Genomic DNA, 3,083 nt, shown 5'->3' on the forward strand with positions numbered 1-3,083 from the left:
GAACAGGCTTTGATCCGGGAATTTCTGAATGGGGGAACCCTCCTGTTGGAAACAGCAGGAACCGTTTGGTGAGTAAAGTAGCCATTCTGGAGTTAACCGAGGGAACTGAAACATCTAAGTACCTCGAGGAAGAGAAATCAATTGAGATTTCGCAAGTAGCGGCGAGCGAACGCGAACTAGCCCAAACCGTTAAGTTTACTTAGCGGGGTTGTAGGACTGCAACGTGTAGCTTTGATGTTAGGAGAAGGGTCTGGGAAGTCCCGCCAAAGAGAGTGAAAGCCTCGTATCCGAAAGTTGAAAAGCGCTAGCAGTATCCTGAGTAGGACGGAACACGTGAAATTTTGTCTGAATCTGGGAGGACCACCTTCCAAGGCTAAATACTACTTACTGACCGATAGTGAACAAGTACCGTGAGGGAAAGATGAAAAGAACCCCGATGAGGGGAGTGAAATAGAACTTGAAACCATATACTTACAATCGGTGGAAGTGCTATTGTAAGGCATGACCACGTACCTTTTGCATTATGAGCCATCGAGTTACGATTTGTTGCAAGGTTAAGCCGTTGAAGGTGTAGCCGTAGGGAAACCGAGTCTTAATAGGGCGAATAGTAGCAGGTCGTAGACCCGAAACGGGATGAGCTATCCATGAGCAGGTTGAAGCGAGGGTAACACCTTGTGGAGGACCGAACCCATATAGGTTGAAAACTGTTGGGATGACTTGTGGATAGGGGTGAAAGGCCAATCAAATTCCGTGATAGCTGGTTCTCTTCGAAATGCATTTAGGTGCAGCGTCTGACGAATACTGACGGGGGTACAGCACTGAATTGGCTAGGGGGCTCACCAGCTTACCAAACCATATCAAACTCAGAATACCGTTAAGTAATATCAGGCAGTGAGACTGCGGATGCTAAGGTCCGTAGTCGAAAGGGTAAGAGCCCTGACCATCAGCTAAGGTCCCTAAATCGTGTCTAAGTGGGAAAGGTTGTGGAACTACTGTGACATCCAGGAGGTTGGCTTAGAAGCAGCCACCCTTTAAAGAAAGCGTAATAGCTCACTGGACTAGTGGTTCTGCGCCGAAAATGTAACGGGGCTAAAGATACGTACCGAAGCTATGGAATGAACTTTGTTCATTGGTAGAAGAGCATTGTGTTTATCGATGAAGGCGTACCGCGAGGAGCGCTGGAGATCCCACAAGAGCTGATGATGGCATGAGTAGCGATAAGGAGTGTGAGAATCACTCCCGCCGAAAATCTAAGGGTTCCTGGGCCAGGTGACTCCGCCCAGGGTTAGTCGGATCCTAAGGTGAGGCCGAAAGGCGTAATCGATGGGTAACAGGTTAATATTCCTGTACTTGGTTATATTCGTTTGACATGAGGAGTGACGGAGAAAGGTAGCAAATCCCACTGTTGGATGTGGGTTTAAGCGTGTAGGCTGTGTTGTAGGCAAATCCGCAACACGTGAAGGCTGAGGCGTGATGACGAGGGCTTGCCCGAAGTTTGTGATCCTCTGCTTCCCAGAAAAGCTTCGTATGAAGAATATAATCAATCCGTACCGTAAACCGACACAGGTAGATGAGGAGAGAATCCTCAGGCGCTTGGGAGAACTCTTGTTAAGGAACTCTGCAAATTGGAGCCGTAACTTCGGGATAAGGCTCGCCCCTGCTGGTGACATCGCTTGCCGATGTAGCTGACGGGGGCCGCAGTGAAAAGGGGGTAGCGACTGTTTATCAAAAACATAGGACTCTGCAAACACGCAAGTGGACGTATAGGGTCTGACGCCTGCCCGGTGCTCGAAGGTTAAGAGGAGAGGTTATCCATTAGGAGAAGCTTTGAATCGAAGCCCGAGTAAACGGCGGCCGTAACTATAACGGTCCTAAGGTAGCGAAATTCCTAGTCGGGTAAGTTCCGACCTGCACGAATGGCGTAACGACTTCCCCACTGTCTCAACAAGAGGCCCAGCGAAATTGGAGTGCGCGTGAAGATACGCGCTACCCGCGGAAGGACGAAAAGACCCCGTGAACCTTTACTGTAGCTTGACATTGGCTTTTGAATAGTAATGCGTAGGATAGGTGGGAGCTGTTGAGGCGTGCGTTCCGGCGTACGATTAGGCATCCTTGAAATACCACCCTTTGCTATTTGAAATCCTAACCTACCATCGTAATCCGGTGGGGGGACAATGTCTGGTGGGCAGTTTGACTGGGGCGGTCGCCTCCTAAAGAGTAACGGAGGCGCACAAAGGTTCCCTCAGGCCGCATGGAAACCGGCTGTAGAGTGTAAACGCATAAGGGAGCTTGACTGCAACACAAACAAGTGGAGCAGGGTCGAAAGACGGTGTTAGTGATCCGGTGGTTCCGAGTGGAAGGGCCATCGCTCAACGGATAAAAGGTACTCCGGGGATAACAGGCTGATCTCCCCCAAGAGTTCACATCGACGGGGAGGTTTGGCACCTCGATGTCGGCTCATCGCATCCTGGGGCTGGAGCAGGTCCCAAGGGTTAGACTGTTCGTCTATTAAAGCGGTACGCGAGCTGGGTTCAGAACGTCGTGAGACAGTTCGGTCTCTATCCTCCGTGGGCGTAAGAAATTTGAGTGAATCTGACCTTAGTACGAGAGGACCGGGTTGGACGAACCTATGGTGTATCGGTTGTGACGCCAGTTGCATTGCCGAGTAGCTAAGTTCGGAAGGGATAACCGCTGAAAGCATCTAAGTGGGAAGCCCATCATAAGATAAGATTTCTATAAGACAGCTTGTAGACTACGAGCTTGATAGGTCGCATGTGTAAGCGCAGTAATGTGTTGAGCTGAGCGATACTAATTAGTCTTTTTGCTTTATTTAACTTTTACTTTTAAGTTCACTTCTATTTGATATTGTTTTTTAAGTGTGAAAATATCGCTTAATAGACTTGCAAAGGTCGAAAAAAAGAATTAAATATACCAAGAATTAAATTTTTGGTGTGTCGATAGCGGCGGGGAAACACCTGATACCATCCCGAACTCAGCAGTTAAGCCCGCTTGCGCCGAAGGTAGTGCCAGGGTCACTTGGTGTGAGACTAGGAAGATGCACCTTCTATATAAAAAGCCAGATC

Annotated in this window: 2 rRNA genes; both read left to right on the forward strand. The window is 48.9% G+C overall.

The annotated features are described in order from the left end of the window. A 23S ribosomal RNA gene (locus ACMAWV_RS15615) occupies positions 1-2,833 on the forward strand. A gap of 114 nt (positions 2,834-2,947) precedes the next feature. Further along, positions 2,948-3,064 (forward strand): 5S ribosomal RNA (gene rrf / locus ACMAWV_RS15620). Positions 3,065-3,083 lie beyond the last annotated feature (19 nt).

It is taken from the genome of Halobacteriovorax sp. RT-1-1, from assembly GCF_047085455.1.
GTDB lineage: Bacteria > Bdellovibrionota > Bacteriovoracia > Bacteriovoracales > Bacteriovoracaceae > Halobacteriovorax_A.